Annotated in this window: 11 protein-coding genes; 3 read left to right on the top strand and 8 right to left on the bottom strand. The window is 51.3% G+C overall.

The genetic code is table 11. The features are described 5' to 3' along the window. Positions 1-80: 80 nt before the first annotated feature. Positions 81-854, top strand: coding sequence for a DUF4391 domain-containing protein (locus tag OZX73_RS02220; RefSeq protein ID WP_277150246.1), 774 nt, complete (start codon positions 81-83; stop codon positions 852-854). 31 nt (positions 855-885) lie between these two features. Here OZX73_RS02220 and OZX73_RS02215 read toward each other — a convergent pair whose 3' ends face one another. Then, positions 886-1,410 carry a very short patch repair endonuclease gene (locus tag OZX73_RS02215; protein ID WP_348519466.1) on the bottom strand — a complete coding sequence of 175 codons (525 nt, stop codon included), beginning with the start codon at positions 1,408-1,410 and terminating at the stop codon, positions 886-888. A 211-nt stretch (positions 1,411-1,621) separates the two neighbouring features. Here OZX73_RS02215 and OZX73_RS02210 point away from each other — a divergent pair, with 211 nt between their 5' ends. After that, positions 1,622-2,677 (top strand): Gfo/Idh/MocA family oxidoreductase, encoded by a 1,056-nt coding sequence (locus OZX73_RS02210; protein WP_277150242.1) that lies wholly within the window; start codon positions 1,622-1,624, stop codon positions 2,675-2,677. Between the two features lie 145 nt (positions 2,678-2,822). Further along, complete coding sequence (locus OZX73_RS02205; protein ID WP_277150240.1) at positions 2,823-4,019, top strand: ATP-binding protein; 1,197 nt, start codon at positions 2,823-2,825, stop codon at positions 4,017-4,019. Between the two features lie 81 nt (positions 4,020-4,100). Here the strand turns inward: OZX73_RS02205 and OZX73_RS02200 are convergent, their stop codons facing one another. The 7 genes from OZX73_RS02200 to OZX73_RS02170 all read right to left on the bottom strand — a co-directional run bounded on the left by OZX73_RS02200 (position 4,101) and on the right by OZX73_RS02170 (position 16,797). Next, positions 4,101-4,256 carry a hypothetical protein gene (locus OZX73_RS02200; RefSeq protein ID WP_277150238.1) on the bottom strand — a complete coding sequence of 52 codons (156 nt, stop codon included), beginning with the start codon at positions 4,254-4,256 and terminating at the stop codon, positions 4,101-4,103. An 81-nt stretch (positions 4,257-4,337) separates the two neighbouring features. Beyond that, entirely contained in the window at positions 4,338-7,022 is a 2,685-nt protein-coding gene (locus OZX73_RS02195; protein WP_277150235.1) for an SNF2-related protein, read from the bottom strand. Continuing rightward, complete coding sequence (locus tag OZX73_RS02190) at positions 7,019-8,335, bottom strand: hypothetical protein (protein ID WP_277150234.1); 1,317 nt, start codon at positions 8,333-8,335, stop codon at positions 7,019-7,021. The genes OZX73_RS02195 and OZX73_RS02190 overlap by 4 nt, the downstream gene beginning before the upstream one ends. Before the next feature lie 80 nt (positions 8,336-8,415). Beyond that, a complete protein-coding gene (locus OZX73_RS02185; protein WP_277150232.1) occupies positions 8,416-10,122 on the bottom strand; it encodes a DNA cytosine methyltransferase in 1,707 nt (568 codons plus the stop codon). A gap of 245 nt (positions 10,123-10,367) precedes the next feature. After that, on the bottom strand, positions 10,368-11,483 hold the full coding sequence (locus tag OZX73_RS02180; protein WP_277150230.1) for a Zn-dependent alcohol dehydrogenase: 1,116 nt from the start codon (positions 11,481-11,483) through the stop codon (positions 10,368-10,370). A gap of 200 nt (positions 11,484-11,683) precedes the next feature. Beyond that, on the bottom strand, positions 11,684-12,559 hold the full coding sequence (locus tag OZX73_RS02175; protein WP_277150227.1) for an aldo/keto reductase: 876 nt from the start codon (positions 12,557-12,559) through the stop codon (positions 11,684-11,686). 185 nt (positions 12,560-12,744) lie between these two features. Then, the gene (locus tag OZX73_RS02170) at positions 12,745-16,797 is read right to left on the bottom strand and encodes an ATP-binding cassette domain-containing protein (RefSeq protein ID WP_277150225.1); all 4,053 of its coding nucleotides are present in this window, start codon (positions 16,795-16,797) and stop codon (positions 12,745-12,747) included. Positions 16,798-16,917: the final 120 nt, after the last annotated feature.

The following is a 16,917-nucleotide window of genomic DNA, read 5'->3' as shown; positions in this document are numbered from 1 at the left end:
GTTCCAGCAGTTTCACGAATGGCGGCCGACATGGGACATCACAGGCTTGAATGCACTGGCATCTAAAAGAAAGGTCGACAATGACTGTCGCACATTGCGAAACCGTAAGCGCCATCTCGCTGGGACTGCCTCAGACCTGCGCGATACCCGAGGCGAAAGGCACGCTGCCCAAGCAGATGTTTTATCTCAAACCTCCGGTTTCGGCCCGCCTCAAGCAACGTTTCGTCGGCGATGTCGACTCGATCACCATGCTGGCCCTGCTGCGTCCAAACACCATCGGTGTCGCTCAGGGCGCGAAAGTGCGGGAGATACTGGTGATGGGAATCAAGCAAAACTGCCCCGGCGCGCCGGTCGAGGTGATGGAGCATATCGCCAAACTGCGTTCGTCGTCTAATATCCTGTTCGTCTGCCTGCGCGACGCCAGTCTCGCCAAGGGAGACAACACCTCAAACGTCACTGTCGAATATGACGGAGGCACTGCGCGAAAAGGCAGCGGTGATTGGCAATGCGCCTTCGCCGTGCAGCGCACCTTGCCGGTTCGGGCAGGCCATCAGGGCGAGGCGCAGACGCAAACGTATGTCAGTGACTGGCAGGCAGCCAAGGACGCGACGCTGAGCGTGAATGGCGACACGCTGGACCATGTATGGCAAAACTTGTGCGCACAGGCCATTTTCGGCGACTCCGACGGCAGCGACCTTGACGCGCGTCTCGCCAAACAGGCGGCGATCGCCGAACTCACCGCCCAAATCACCAAGCTCGAAGGCGACCACACTCGGGCGAAAGACGGCACAAAACGCAACGAAATCTTCGTCAAATTACACAAGGCCAGGAAACAGCTCGAAGCATTGCAATAACAAGGAGCGACAGCTATTTTCTGATTGATTATTAGTCAGCAGTTAACGTAGCCAGCCCAGACTCATCTTCTCCCACGATCTCACGATAAAGACGATCGAGGGTCTGCCCGCGTCGGGCCTTGCTCAGCTCGCATTCCCAGACAACGAGGACCTTCCAGCCAGCGGACTCGAGTTCGGCGTGTTGGCGGATGTCACGGTCGTGGTTACGCACCAATTTCGCGGTCCAGAATTCGACGTTGGATTTAGGCAGGCTGTATTCGTCACAGCCCTCATGCATGTGCCAGAAGCAGCCGTTGACGAACACGATCGTGTGCCACTTGGGCAGCACCACATCCGGGTGGCCCGGATAGCGCTTGTCGTTCTTGCGGAACCGCAACCCACGACGAAAAAGATAGGACCGCACCAGCACCTCGATCTTCGTGTTCTTGCTGCGGATATGCGACATCGTATAGCTGCGAGTGCCGCGCTCGTATTTTTCGGGAGTCTTCGAAGACGACCCGACTTTGGTCTTGCGTTTGGCTTTGCGTTTAGTTTTGTGACTTTTCGCCGTAGCTATTCCGGCATTGTTATCGACGGAGCAATCTCCATCGTCTGGATTGTTTTGTTGTACAGAAGGAATATCCGTTCTCGTCTTTATCGTTAGCCGTGCCACATCCCCATTTCACTTTCAGTCGGCGACAAATACAGGAACATCAATTCGGTGCTATGGCACGCTGGACTTTAGAATGAAGGTGTTGGGAATGCAATTCATGTGAGAAAGGACTTCCATGAGCAGACTGAATGGCAAACGCGCCGAAGCGGAGGAACAGGGCCTCAAGGTCAATGTCGCGATTCTGGGAGCGGGCGGCATCGCCAAAAGCATGGCGAACACGCTGGTGGAGATGGCCGGCGATTCGCGCTATAGCAGCTTGATCGAGCCTTACGCCGTCGCCGCGCGCGACGCCGACCGCGCGGCCGATTTTGCCGAAAAATATGGATTCGACGTCTCTTACGGCTCCTACGACGAGCTGCTGGCCGATCCAAAGGTCGATCTCGTCTATATCGCCACCCCTCACGCGCTGCACGCCGAACAGGGCATCGCGTGCCTCAAGGCCGGTAAGAACATCCTGGTCGAGAAGTCGTTTACCGCCAATACCGCGCAGGCGCAGCAATTGCTTGATGTCGCCGAAGAAAGCGGCCTGCTGTGCACCGAGGCCATCTGGACGCGCTACATGCCGTCGCGTGGCATCGTCGACGACCTCATCAAGTCCGGCGAGATCGGCGAAGTGCAAGCCGCAACGGCCAACCTCTGCTACCCCACCACCCACAAGGCCCGCATGACCGACCCGGCGATGGCCGGCGGAGCCCTGCTTGATGTCGGCGTTTATCCGCTGAATTTCTTCGACATGGCGCTTGGCGCGGACACCAGCGACCGCAAGATCTCGGATATCGAGACCTCCATGGTCCCCTACGAAACCGGCGTGGACGCCACCGATTCCATCACCTTGCGTTATGACGACGGTGTGATGGCCACGGCCACCGCTTCGATGATGTGCGCCTCGGACCGCTCCGGCGCCATCTGGGGCACGAAGGGCTATATGGTCTGCCAGAACATCAACAATATCGAAGGCGTCGACCTCTACGATCTCGACCACAAACTCACCCGCCACGTCGACATTCCCGCCCAGCTCACCGGCTACGAGTACGAGGTTGCCGCCTCTGCCAACGCAATCCTCGACGGCAAAACCGAATGCGGGGAAATGCCGCACGCCGACACCCTGCGCATCATGAAGCTCATGGACCAGATCCGCGGCAAGTGGGGCCTCAAGTATCCGTTCGAGTAAATCTATGCGATTCCCAAAATGCGGTAAGTTAAAAAATACTTTTCAACTTATCGCATTTTTCTACCAAGTTGAAAATCATTTTTCAACTTGGTATATTTTTATAAGAAGTTAAAAAATACTTTTCAACTTATATATCCGAGGAACCATGATTGATAGGCCGCAATATCTCCACCATTTGGAGCAATGGAAAGACAAGTCTGTCATCAAAGTGGTCACCGGCGTGCGACGTTGCGGCAAATCAACCATTCTGGAGCTTTTCAGTAATCGACTTACCGAAACCGGCGTGCCACAGGACCATATCATCTCAATCAATTTGGAACGTCTCGAAAACGAGCCTCTGCTTGATTACCACCGGCTTCATGAATTCATCATCAATCGTTGTCAAAGCAAGGGCATGCACTATGTGATGCTTGACGAAATCCAAAATGTGCCGGATTTCCAGAAAGTTCTTGATAGCCTGCAGACCCACTCAAATATCGACCTGTATGTCACGGGTTCAAACGCGACGCTGCTCAGCGGCACACTGGCCACATTGATTTCAGGCCGATACGTCGAAATACCGGTTATGCCGCTTTCCTTCGCTGAATATCGTTCTGCAGCTCCGAACGACGAATCGATACAGCGCACCTGGTCACGCTACATCCATGACGGTTCCTTCCCCGCGACCACGGAATTTGACGGGGACGACACACTCATCCACGATTATCTGGAAGGCATCCTCAACACTATCCTCATCAAAGACGTGTCGCAGCGCCTTGGAGGCTCGCGCGCAGGAGCGGTGGAAGCCGTCACGCGCTTCATGTTCGACAATATCGGCAACCTCACCGCGGCCAAGACCATCAGCGATACGATGACCTCTACCGGCACGCGCATCTCGGCTCCGACGGTGGCGAATCTGCTGGATGCGCTGTGTTCCGCGTTCATTCTTTACCCGGCACAGCGCTACGATGTGAAAGGCAAACGCCTTCTCAAACAGGAGCGCAAATACTACGCTGTGGATATGGGCTTGCGCCGCATACTTGTTTCAGGAAACGTGCGAGACACCGGCAGAATACTGGAAAACATCGTGTTCCTCGAACTCAAACGCCGAGCAGGAACGGTGTACGTCGGCCAAGGTGCAGGAGGCGAAATCGATTTCGTCACTAACGGCGCAAATGGCCCAGCCTACTACCAAGTCGCCGAATCGGTACGCGACCCCAAAACGCTGGAACGCGAGCTCTCGTCGTTCCGCACCCTAGACGACAACTACCCCAAAACGCTTATCACCCTCGACGACGACCGCCCCACCAGCCACAACGGCATCCAACAGGTTTACGCGCTTGATTGGCTGATGGAGCAATAAACGGGTTATCAATAGCCCTTAATCAGCTTTGATAGCCATCTGACGACGGTCCTACACGTATAGCCTCGCGCCTTTAGAATCTCAGCAGATCATTCGATGATTTGCAGGTTCAACGTCCTCCTGCTTGTTCTCGTCTTTGTTAAGTTTACGCAAAGTACTCATATCAGCATAGTCCAAGATGCTTTCGTCGCCCTTATCAAAAATCCGATCAAGCTCAGCTGCTTTTAAGGTCATCATAAGCTTCTTTCCCATATGAGTAGAAAATCTCAACGTAGCCCAAGAGCTAATTCAACTATGCTCGAGTAATTCCGTACTGTCTTAGAAGTTCTTGGAAATTCTGTCCTTCTGCAGTTCCACGATTCTTCTACGCTCAGAATCTATAATCTCTCGTACTTCAGCTAGCAAGTCGTCTGAAATTTCCGGCTTCAACACATCTCCGTCTATTGCATCACGCATAACTTTTTCTTTACGCTTCAGCCTTGTATAAATCTTATGATCAATAAATCCATATTCAGAAGGATTATTATGCGTTTCGCAAATGTAATATCTTGTGTACTGGTTATCTGGAAGTCCAAGGCGATGGATACGATCACGCGACTGAAGCATAAAAGTCAAATTAAAGTTGAATTCAAAGTAGACTGCGTCATGAACAACACTCTGCAAAGAAATCGACTCTCCCAATGTCTGCGGATTGGAAATCAAAACATTAATATTCGATTTCTTATCCATAAATCGGGACAACTGGTCCCCGCGTTTATCGACAGGGGTCTGCCCATAGACAAGTGCGGAGGAAATCCCATCAGAAGAAAGTCGATCATAAATTTTTCTAAGCGTGTCAACGAATAATCCCCAAACAACAACTTTCTTGCCTTCGGAAACTAATTGCTCGACTGTAGCGATTCCTGTCTCGAACTTTGGGGAAATCATATGAGATAAATCAAAATCAGAATATTGTTTAACTCCTTTAATCGGTGAATCCGAGTCCTGCGCGTCCAAAGCGATGGCAAAATCTTTCTTTGCCATCTCTGTTTCGGTGTCCTCATCATCATCGAATCCGAATGAGGAATAGTCTATTTTTTTATTGAGTAACGCCGGATTAGTTGAGACCTGCATAAGCCGAATCAATTTAGCAAGACTCGATTTCTCATTACTCCAAATAGACAGGGCCAAATCCAATTGTTCATCAGAAGCCTCGGCAACACGGAATATATCAGGATCTGCTGGGGGAACGCCCAAGTCCTCCTTATTCGTTCTCCAGAAAAATGGGTACATTTTTTCGTTAATTTGTTGAACCATATAAGCATTTGGATTTGAAAGCGCCGGAACGCCCCACCCGAAGAAGGCATCGTATTCTTTGGTATATAAAATATGCAAGAAATTATAAATATCCCGATATGAATTGGGTATAGGTGTTCCAGTCAGCACAAACCTGAATTTTGCCTTATCACAGATATGAGAAGCCGCTTTAGCACGAACTCCATTAATGCCCTTAATTCTGTGAACCTCATCAAAAACAACCAAAGTATCAGCATCTACCAATTCTTCTAATTGTTCTTTATATTTCACAAGCGATTCATAGTTCACTAGAACCAGATTCGAAACAGTCCAATTTCTCCGCAAATCACCATCGAATTGAGGAGCTTGAACGTTAATCAAATGTTTAATCTTCTTTTTTGCTCCAAAGGTTTTCTTAAATTCTTCCTGCCAAGAGCCAAACGCGTTAATAGGCGAGATTACCAAGATACGGTTAGCAAATTCTTCATTAGCCGTTTTATTGCTGTTGAGGTAAGCAAAGACTCCTAGAATCATAGCGGTTTTACCGGCACCAGGAACAGAAAAATTCGCGGCCTTCGCCAATTTATACATATAGAATGCCGCTTTCATATGTAATGGTTTCAGAGGTCGCTCGACGCTTTCACTAACAACCTGCGCAAAAGCCCGAAACTCATCATTGAACTGCGGCGAATTATTTTTGAGCGAGAATCCTAAATCCTTATATTTCTCTATCGAATAGCGTTCCTCAGCATTATTTTCAAGAATCTCGGAATCTACATAAAGAGAGACGTTTCTTTTGTCCGCTTCATGTGACAATTGCTTGATGAACTTGTCAACAAGAGAATAAACAAGATCTTCTTTGAGAAAATGCGAATGATGTTGAAAATATTTTCCTGTCCAATCGCCATCTATCCTTAAATGCCTATTCCTTTCGGAAAGTTGCTCTTTGGTTTTATCCTCAAAAAGAATTTTCCCATCCTTTAATTCCACTGCCCATCCAGAGAAATCGTCAGGAAGCATAGTCATTTTCTGCTGCATTATCTTCGTTTCCTTTGGAAAATCAACATATTTCTGAAAATCTTTAATATATTCATAAACAATTGAATTCGCCGAAACAACATGTAACCCGACTTCATCATCGTGCCATATACGCTCAAATCTATTATCGTTTTCTTCGATTCTCTTTTGAACCCTTGAGCTCATATCCCAATCGATATCAACCGAAATCGATTCGTAATTGGATTGAAGACCGCCTAAGGATTCGTTTGCCGACCCATTGAAAAAAATCCGATTGCCCACTCCATCAGTGAACAAGCCAAACTTATCGTGAAAAATCCCGTCGGCTTTCCTCATGAAAGCCACTTTGACATCAGCTCTGTTCTCGGCAATCATAAAAGCTAGAATCCCAAGCTGCTGCTTTAATTCTTCATCGTTTAAACCACTATCAAGCAGACGCTTTTCAATTAAGTCACGATAATGATATCCGGCATGAATCCTGTCAAAATCTTGTTCTGAAATATCTTGAGAGAAAACGAATTTGCACCGACCTCCGTTGTTAAGAAGCTGATCCAAACCTGCTGAAGCCAGAGACAAACCCGCTAAAGAAAAATATGCAGAGACTCGGCGATAGAGTACAGTTTGCGATAAAACCGGTTTATAAAACCTTGTTATTAGGTCATTATCGGTCGTTCGGTACTCAGACTCTATCGAGAGATCTCTAAAAGTCATAGCAAGTTCCCAGTTTCTGAAATGATGTTATATTCGGCATTGGCAACATCAACAATTTCTTTCAGCTTTCTTGCTGCTTTTTTAGACAAATCTTCCCCAAGGCTCGACAGTACTTGCCCATCGATTTCTTGTAAGGTATCTAGACAATCAGCAATATCAGAAACCACTTGTTCGAGTTCTCCCTGATATGAATTCTTCTTCTCAAGGATGCGACTATTCTTGTCGAACTCTTCCACGTCTCTCACAACTGCGTCATCTTGAGAAAGCACATCAGAAATCTGTGCCGTATTGTCGATGACTTGATCTTGGAATGCATCATATATGGTATCCACATCATCTTCAGTACTAGTAACCCAATCATCTTTTGCAGCCGAATTGACAAGGGCGTTCAAACGACTACGCATGTCTCTGGTAACATCCCCGTTGCCGTCGCCACGACTGACTTTCGCATAGCTGATTGCCAATAACGAGTAAATTGCGGAACAAACTTCACCATCCTCCAGTAAACCATTATTATCCAGAACGCGGCGAATCTCGTGCATAGGGCCATCCAACTTCATCTCTTTAGCCAAATAATATGAAGATTCCGATGCATTAATAAATTTCAAGAAACCAGAAATTAATTTTGCTTCCTCTATATCTTGATTAACGCCTTTGGCATTTTTCTTGCCAATACTCTTGGCATATTCCTGAGCAGTCATAAGTTTTTGCTCACATACGGTATTGTAAACGTCGAAGATACGATCGATGGGATCGTAATCAACTCGATCCTCCTTGCCCATTTGCAAATCGAGCTCTAGCTGTTTAATGGTCTTTTTATCGACTTCATTGTCGATATCAAATTCCAGAATCGCAGCCTCAAAGTACTGCTCAACATTTTCTTCTTGTTGAATCAACCGCAAAGCAGTAAATCGCCGATTACCGTCAATAACACGCCCATCATTTAAAACAACTCCGGGCTCTTGTTGTGTATTCTTTTGGATTGTCTCTTTAGTCTGCAATAAACGACCACGATTCGAAGCCACAATAAAAGAAGCAAACAAATCGTTATAAGTTGCAGGTTTTCCTTCTACCTCATAAGATGCCCCATCACTTTCGATATCAGAACATGGCTCAATATGCTCACCCTCATGCGTACTTAGATACTTTTGTAATGCAGTACTGATTCTTCCGTTTTGATCGTTGTAATAAAGATATTTCAAAGAGATGGAATATATAGGCTCTGCTTTATTCTGCCCATTAATCGTGTATTTTTTATAAGCACCTGTCTTTTTTATAATGTTTTGATCAACTAAATCCCGAAGAGACACCATTGTTTTGTATCCTTTACTTCAAATGCTTACTCTTTATTATCAAGACTAACTTATTTTTATCTACTTTATATTACATACGACTAATTTGTCAGCGGATTGCGGGGCAATAAATGCATTAGAGCATATATTGAAAGAAGCTGACTGTAAGGGATTCGCTCTTTTATCTCGGAAAGCGATTTATCCTTTTTTATTCGAATAGACCTTTCCTTAAGGAAATGCTCTTTCGCGTCAAGCTCTTTTATTCCTTTACAGATACTCTGAATGACATTATATGGGTGATCGGCATCAGAATTATTGAAACCATATTGAGCGTTTTTGTCTTCTAATTCGTTGTATGAATAGCAGTGCCCTTTAGTTATGGCATCCATATAATCCATATCCCTTTTCAAAAGCAAACTTTTTGTTTCTAAATACTGCTCATGTGTAATTATGCTTTTATTGAATCCTCGGCCCGTCCCAACAAAAACTGCAACCACCCATTGTTTTTCTCCATCAAATTTGTTAGTCAACTCTACGGTCATATTCCCCTCTTTAATAGGGTGGAACCTGAATAGAGAGTCTTTCTGACGAACTGGTGGCTTATCGAAAGTCTTCAACTTTTTAGAGTCAAGATAAGAAAAATCAGGAAAATCGTGACCTATACTGATTGGAGCATCTTCAAAATCCCACGATAACTGATGCTTAATCATCTCCGCTATCGCTTTTGAAAGTTGAACGCAAACAGCATTACCGACTTGTCGCCATTTTGTCGATTCGTCATTTCCATAGAATTGATAAGTGATGGGGAAACCCATGATAACAGCGCCTTCACGGACAGTCGGTGTTCGATATTCGCCATCGCCCTTTCTCCCATTTTCAGATTGATATAGCAAAGCCTCTCTTGTGCTAGCCGATCTCGTAGCCATAATTGTTCGGCTAACTTTATGCTGGTCTTCAGGGAACGCCATTTTACCCATATACGAATGATCTTGCTTTGCGTCCTGTGCTTTTTCCCACTCAACTGCGTACACGCCAGTATCATAAAAATGATCATGCAATTGGTCGGCATCTATAGTGAGGCCATTGTAATTGGGATCAGTAATCTGACCTATCAATTGAGAATCCTGGTAAGGTGACGGAAAATCATGAAAAAGATTCTCCAAAGTTTTGGCTTTGTCATCTTTTACAGGATCACTAAATACACCTTCTCCAATAATTTCCCCACAAATAAAGCGTTTACGCGCCTGACTACATCCATAATCATCTGCCCTTAAAACTTTCCCATTTTTCTTAGGCTCGAGAACAATATCATCTGGCTGCTTCCCTATTTCAAGTGCCCAATCATCCAATCCCAAATCACTGAATGTATAAGACTCTTCAATAGATTTAGCTGAATTGGGTACATTCTCCATTACCCAAGCGCGTAACACGCTATTGGGTTTAGATTTCTTCACTGCGATTATTCGATAAAAAGTCTTGATTAAGTCAATACCCAAATCTTTATTAGCGTTCCCACCATGATTGGAAAGAGAAAACGAGACACATGGAGGACTGCCAATAATCACGTCGGTATCAGGTATAGATTCTTCAATATTTTGAGCATCTGTATACTCAAGAATATTCTTCGTCGAATCAGATAAACCAAAGTTAGCATTGTGAGTTCTGAGTGCAGGCTTCCAGAACTCTACTCCCTGAACAATCTTAAAACCAGCCTGCCGAAACCCTTCGGAAAACCCTCCTGCACCACAAAAAAAATCAATTACGGTCGCTCGACCATCAAAAGACCTTACCGCTTCGCTTTTATTCACATATTAATTCTACAAATCGAATAGACCAATTTCCATATTTAAGAACAACCAATACAAATGATATTGCCAACTAAAGGGAAAGATGAACACAACTATCGCCATTCAGATGAGGTAGCCAAACGTCTCTATATATGTAAATATTAAAACGATAAAATCAATAATTATGAATTAGACCACAACGGGTTGAAGACAGTAACATTTCCATCTTCAACCCGAATTTTCCCTATAATTCTATAAACCAGAAATCAGAACTCGGTGATGACGGAGCGGATGACTTCGCCCTTCTTAAGCTGGACGTAGGCCTCGTCGATCTGGCTCAGGTTGATGTGCTGGGTGACGATGTCGTGCATATTCAGACGGCCGTCGACGGCGAGGTCGGCGTACATCGGGATGTCGTGCTTGATGTTGGTCGAGCCCATCCAGACGCCCTTGAAGCCGCGCTGGTGGACCAGCAGGTCGGCCGGGTTGATCTCGAGGTTGATGGTCGCGTCGGGCTTGGCGAGGCCAATGCAGTACGCGGTGCCGTCAACGCCGAGCATATCCCAGCACTGCTTCATCGTGGACTCGAAGCCGATGGCCTCGAACGCCTCGTCGACACCGCCGTCGGTGAGCTCGCGCACTTTGGCGACAGGATCCTCGTTCTTGGAGTTGATGACGTCGGTGGCGCCGAACTTCTTCGCGAACTCGAGCTTGTTGTCGAGCAGGTCGATGGCGATGATCTTCTTGGCACCGCAAATGCGAGCGCCGGAGATGATGTTGAGGCCGATGCCACCCGTGCCTACGACGGCGACGGTGTCACCAGGACGGACGTGCGCGGTGTTGATCGCGGCGCCGGCTCCGGTGATGGTGGCGCAGCCGATGCAAGCGGCTTCGTCCCACTTGACCTCGTTGTTGACCACGGCGAGCTGGTTCTCATGGATCAGCGCCTTCTCGGCGAAACCGCCGGTGCCGAAGGCCTGGGTGATCGGGCGGCCGTCCGGGAAGGACAGGCGCGGCTTCTCGCCGGGCTTGCGCACGCACTCCTGCTGCTGCGAGCAGGACTGCGGATGGCCGTTCAAGCAATTGGCGCAATGGCCGCATACCTGCTCCAGCGAAGCGACGACATGATCACCGACTTTGATGCCTTGGACTTCCGGGCCAACAGCCTCGACGACACCGGCGACCTCATGGCCGATGACGGCCGGGAACGGGAAGAACTGGTCGTCGTCCTCCACCAAATGCAAATCGGAATGGCAAAGGCCACTCGCCTTGACGTCCACCAGCACCTCAGCGCCAATCGGATCGTCGATGATAATCTCTTCAGGTTGGGCGAATCCTTTGCCCACTCCGTACGCGACCGAAGCTTTGATTTTTTGTGGCATGGTTACTCCTTTCGTAACTCAGAATGCAACATAACTCAGATTAAATATTGCGAATCCGGATTGCAATCGGTATACGAAACGTCGCGTTTCTGTCACATTTATGAACAATTGGCAGGCATGAACCGATAACATTCCCCACAAACATCACACGAAACCAAACAAATAAAACCAAAAGATACCAAAGAACCGTATTGGGCTACTTATGCATAAGTGAACGTCATCGGGTCGTGGCCGGCGCGAGTCGGACCGTCCAAGGCATCGATTTGCGCGTGTTCGTCGGAGGTCAAGGAGAAGCCGAAGAGGTCAAGGTTCTCTCGTTGACGGGCGGTGTGGACGGACTTGGGGATGATGATGGTGCCGTTCTCGATATGCCAACGCAGGATGACCTGGGCGGGCGAGACGCCATGGGCTTGTGCGATGCGGGCGATGGTGCCGTCCCCCGCGTTGAGATCGGCGCCGCGGGCCATCGGCGAATATGCCTCGACGGCGACGTTGTGCTCCTTGCAGAACGCGACGACCTCTCGCTGCTGCCAAGTGGGGTGCAACTCGATCTGATTGACCGTCGGCCATTCGCCGGTCTCGCGATGCAGACGTTCGAGATGTTCCGGCAGGAAGTTGCAGACACCGAGCGTGCGCACGCGCCCTTCGTCACGCAGCCTGACGAAGGCCTTCCATGTCTCGCCGGAACGCCAGTTGAACGGCGTCGGCCAATGCAGCATGTACATGTCGACGTAATCGAGGCGCAGGTCGTTCGACTGGCGGTCGAAGGCCTTGAGCGCGTTGTCGTAACCCTGCTCGGAATCCTTAAGCTTGGTGGTCACCCAGAGCGTCTTGCGCGCCGCTCCGGTATTGAAGCCCGTTTCCGCGAGCGCACGCCCGACGCCCGGTTCGTTGTTGTAGCCGGCGGCCGCGTCGATATGGCGATAACCGACTTCAAGCCCGGACTTGACGACATCGGTCACCTCATCATCGCCGATACGCAGCATACCAAGGCCGATCTGCGGAATCCTGTTGCCATCGCTCAACGTAATATACGGAACCTCCGCGCCTTTTCCAACGGTCTCTTCTGTGCTCATCGCCATGCTCCTTTTGTGTCATCTGGAATCCACATTACTAGCCGACCCTGTCCAGCCAAGCTCACGGAAGTGACTAATTTCTGCACCCAAAAAGGCCCATGCAAAGGGACGGCCATTGGAAATCATTACATGAACCAGCCCGCATATCTGGGCATGCTAAAACCAACAAAACCACACCTGCGGATTTACAGCGTAATCACGCGATCGGCGATCTGCATGGTGGAAGCGCGATGGGAGACGAGAACAATGGAGACCGGACGCTCGTTGGCCAGGGTGTTGATCGAGTGGAGAATGACCGACTCGTTCAGCGCATCCACACGACTGGTGGGCTCGTCGAAAAGCACCAGCGAGGCATCGGTCAGGAAAATCCTGGCCAGGCTTATGCGCTGCCGCTCCCCCTCGGAAAGCCTGCTGCCAAGCTCGCCGACCGGGGTATCCAAACCCTGCGGCAAGGCGTCGATGGCGCTGGCGATCGAGGCACGTTCCAACGCCTGGTGCATGTCGGCGTCTTTGGCAGTCGGGTCGGCGACCAACAGATTGTCGCGCACGGTGCCGTCGAAGAGGTAGGTGTCTTGGTCCATCATCGTCTCGACCTGGCGGCGGTAATGCGCCTCGACCTTCGGCAACGGGTCGCCGGAGAAAACCACTGAGCCCCGTTGCGGGTCCCAGTAGCGCATCATCAGTTTCAGGATTGTGGATTTGCCATGCCCCGAAGGCCCTTGCACCCCGAGAATGCCCGAATGAAGGGTCGTCAGGTTGAAGTCCTTGAGCACCAGCGCCGGCGAAGGGCTGGAACCGAAACGAGATGGGGCCGCCGGATAGCCGAACGTCACATCCTTCAGGGAGACGGTACTGAATTTCGGCTTTTCCGTTCCGTTCTCCTCGACGGCCGGCTGCTCGTCGAAGAGAGCGAACAGGCGGCGGGCCGCGGCGAGCGGCTGGTTGAGGCTGCCCGGCAGCGCATTGAGCGCGAGAGCGGGGCCGAAGGAGCTGAAAATAAGCATCACCGCGACCACGCACATGGCCATCGACGTGGGGTTGGCCTGGACGATGCTGAACATCATCTTGATCGAGATGAAGGTGAACGCGATGACCGAAACGGCCCCGAGCCCAGCAAACACACCATCCTTGCGGCTCAACCTGCTTCTAAACAGCCAGAGGTTCCTGCCGTCAGAGACGATGTCGGTCAGGCGACGACGCCCTTGGTTGAAGCGGATGATCTCGTCAAGGCCGTGCATGTCGTCGATCAGCCTGTCGCCTAATTTGGCGGAATCGGAGCGGATCCTGCCGCCGATGCCACGCACATTGCCCGCGTAGAAGCGGGGCAGCACCACGCCGACGAAGAGATGGGCGAGTACCAGCAGCAACGTGAACCAAGGGTCCAACGTCCACAGGGCGAGCGCGGAGACCACCGAAGTCGCCAGCGCGATGACCACCGGCGAGATGGCGTGGGCGAAGAAGGTTTCCAGAAGCTCGATGTCGGCGGTCATCAGCGTGGTGAGGTTGCCGTCGCCTCGTTTCGTCAGCTTCGCTGGGGCCAGCCTGCGCAACGTCTCAAAGGTCTTCGAACGCAAGAGGGCGAGTATGCGGAAGCTCATGTTGTGGTTCATGTATTCCTCGGCGTAACGCATCAGGCTGTGCAGAATGGCGCAGGCCACCATCGCGAGCGCCGAATAGGCCACGCTCATGCCCCAGACCGGATGGCCGAAGAACGCCATCAGCGCCAGCACTCCGGAGACCGGCAGGAAGGTGTCGGCGAGGCGGCCGATGGTTCCGCACAGGCTCGCGCCAATCATCAATGGGGTGAGCCTGCCGACGCAGCGTAGGAGCCTCATCACCAGGTGGAAGGTGCCCATGGGTTTGCCGCCATCGCGCGGACGGCTGGCGACGTCCAATATCGTGTCGCCGTCATCGGCGCGAACGGTGCCATCAGCTGGTTTGTCCGGATATTTGCCATTTGAATGTTGCCCTACAACATGTGCAGGCACATCACCAGTGCCTGTATGCGAAGAGGCCGGCTGGCCTGCTTTCGTAGCAGCGGGATTTGCGCCACCGGCATTGCCGGATTTTGATGCAGCCGAGACCTGCGCAAGATGAACGCGCGCGGCTTCGGTTGTCGCATTATGGGTGGTGAAGCTATCCGCATTCCCTTTGTGTCTATTACTGTTTGCCGAGGTTGATTGCCCTTGTCTGGTTTCTTGGCTTTCCTCGTCATGGGAACGATAGTCCAGTAACGTGAAATCGAAGGGCCTTCTCACCTTGGGATTACGCGGCTGCGGCTTGGCGTAAGCGCTTCCCCAGCTCTTACGGTGAGACACACGTTCGATCGACTCCTGGGTGTGGAACATCGTGGCATACCTGCCGCCCAAAGCCATGAGCTCGGCGTGAGTGCCGCTTTCCACGACCTTGCCGCCATCAAGCACCACGACGTTGCCGGCGTCGGCCGTCTGGGAAAGCCGATGCGTGATCACGATGACCGTATGGGTCCGGGCCAGATCGCGGATCGTCACGTCAATGAGGTGCTCGCTGTCCGCGTCGACGCTGCTGGTCGCTTCGTCGAACACGTAGATCGGGCTGTCACGCAGCAGCGCCCGTGCGATTGAGAGGCGCTGGCGCTGGCCGCCGGAGAGGTTGCGCGCGTCCGCCTCGATGGTCATGTCGAGCCGCTGGGGCTGGGAATAGACGAAATCGTCGATATGGGCGCCTTCGAGCGCCAGCCACATCTCGTTGGCCGTGGCGTCTGGTTTGGCCATCAACAGGTTCTCGCGCAAGGTGCCGGCGAACAGATGGCTGCGCGAATCCACCAGTGTGACGGCATCCAACAGCGAACGGTTCTTAAGGCTGTGCAATTCGCAACTGCCGACGCTGCCGAAGACGCGATAGCCGAGCCTGATCGATCCTTCGTAATCACTGCGTGTTCCGGCGATCAGCGAGGCGATGGTCGATTTGCCGGAGCCGCTGACCCCGACGATGGCGGTGAACCCGTTGGGGCGAGCGCTGAAACTGACCGAATCCAAGGCTTTGCGGTTCTGCTCATCGGTCGCGCCGCTTTTCTCGTCGGCTTGCGCTTCCTGCGGCTCTTGCGCATCGTCCGAAGACGAGGTGTGGTGGGTCGGCAGCACGTCGTCATCCGTTTCCTCGATCGGGACATACGTGTAGCTGACATTGCGGAAGGTCACCGAGCAATCCTGCACACCCTGCGGCAAGGCGGCCTGCCCGTCATCGGCGAGTGGCGCATCGAGCAGCGCATAGATCCGCTGTACGGCGGAAAGCCCGTTCATGGCGGTGTCGGCATAGTCGGCGAGACGGCGCAACGGCACGAAGAACATGACCGCGAGCAGGATGGACACCAACGCCGCAGGCAGTTTCAAATGCCCTGAGGCGACCTGCCAGATGACGATGCCGATGGCTCCGGCCGTTCCGCCGTAGGAGACCAGGTCCAAGGCCAAGCGCGAAAACAGTTCGATACGAAGAACTTTCATAGAAGACTTGCGGAAATCCTCGGATTTCTCGCCCATGTGCCGGGCTGCGGCCTCGTCGGCGTCGAAGGTCTTCAAGGTCTCGAGTCCCTGGACGTTGTCAAGGAACGTGGCGCCCATATCGGTGTATTTGTCCCAATACTTGCCATACGCGCGCGAGGTCGCCACCGAAACCAGGACGACGATGGCGATGAGCAGCGGGGCGCAGACCAGAAGCACGCCGGCCGTCGGCGCGTTCAGCGGCAACAACACCACGAACAAGGTCAGGGGCGCCAAGACGGCGAAAGCGAGTTGCGGCAGGAACGATTCAAAGAAACTCTGTATCCGGTCGACGCCTTCGGTCAGCGATTGCACCACATCGGCGGTCCTGACGTGCTCCGAATAAGTCGGTCCCAAATCGAGCATTTTGTCATACAAACGTTCGCGTAATGAGATCTTGACGCGTTCCGAGGCCTCGGTACCGAAGAAATGCGAAAACCGGACGGCCAGGTATTTGATGATGGCGATGATGACCAAGGCGAAAACGAATGCGGAATAGCCATCCGGCACCGCCTGGAAATCCTTTAACAGTTTCGCCGCCACGGAGGGCTTGGCGTCGGCGTTGATGCCGGTGAGCACAGGGAAAAGCTTGCCGAGAAGGCCTACGGAAATGAAGGCGAACCCGATGTCGGCCAACAGCGAGACCCACAAGCTCAGCACTTTGGCGGCGACAAACGCGCCACTACGCGGAACGAGGGTGAACAGCCGACGATCGAACATAAAAACCTTCCCAACACGATCTGCACGGGCCCACGAATAAAAGATGGGGTGCATGAAGCAGAACGCCTATTACACAATACTGTAGGCCGAATACGACGATAATCCTCAGCGAAATTCGTC

Source organism: Bifidobacterium sp. ESL0775 (genome assembly GCF_029395475.1).
GTDB lineage: Bacteria > Actinomycetota > Actinomycetes > Actinomycetales > Bifidobacteriaceae > Bifidobacterium.
Note: the sequence above shows the minus strand (reverse complement) of the source record. Positions and strands in the feature narration are given on the sequence as shown.